This window comes from Bradyrhizobium sp. Kon10 (genome assembly GCF_055807395.1).
Genome location: NZ_JBVVOZ010000424.1, coordinates 1 through 233, shown reverse-complemented (window position 1 = coordinate 233; position 233 = coordinate 1). Strand labels below are relative to the sequence as shown.

Genomic DNA, 233 nt, shown 5'->3' with positions numbered 1-233 from the left:
CCAACAAGCTCTCGAACAGCGCCACTGCGTTCTATCAGCGGCAGTTCGGCGTCAACGTCACCGAATGGCGGATCATGTCGCTGCTGGCGATCGAGCCCGGCATTCCCGCCTCGCGCATCTGCCACGTCATCGGTTTCGACAAGGGCCCGGTGAGCCGGACGCTGGCCGGCCTGGAAAAGCGGGGGCTGATCTCGATCCGCACCGATCCCAACGACGGGCGCACCCATTCGATC

The 233-nt window shown here is 64.8% G+C and carries 1 protein-coding gene; it reads left to right on the top strand.

The features are described from left to right. The coding region (locus tag AC0L2O_RS37605) for a MarR family winged helix-turn-helix transcriptional regulator (protein WP_473373297.1) at positions 1-233 on the top strand (233 nt) is incomplete at both ends.